This window comes from Pseudoalteromonas aliena (genome assembly GCF_038155085.1).
Classification (GTDB): Bacteria; Pseudomonadota; Gammaproteobacteria; order Enterobacterales; family Alteromonadaceae; genus Pseudoalteromonas; species Pseudoalteromonas aliena_A.
On sequence record NZ_JBAKAU010000236.1, the window covers coordinates 1 to 214 of the forward strand.

Annotated in this window: 1 pseudogene; it reads right to left on the reverse strand. The window is 43.9% G+C overall.

What is annotated here, in order from left to right:
- Window positions 1-214: pseudogene (locus V6260_RS19210) on the reverse strand (energy-dependent translational throttle protein EttA); the annotation flags it as partial.

The following is a 214-nucleotide window of genomic DNA, read 5'->3' on the forward strand; positions in this document are numbered from 1 at the left end:
AGCTGCACGTTCTAAAACGTTGTCGATGTTATGACCATCGTGCGCTAGAATAACAGCTTCAAGCTCGCCTTGCTCTTTTGAAAGTGCGTCAAAGTCAGCGTCTTCCATGGCGTATTCGTTATACACTTCGACAAGACGTTTAAGTGCGTGTTTAACTTCGCCAACACCTTCTTCAACAGTTTCACTAACTGTTTTGCTTTCGTCTAAAACAGGC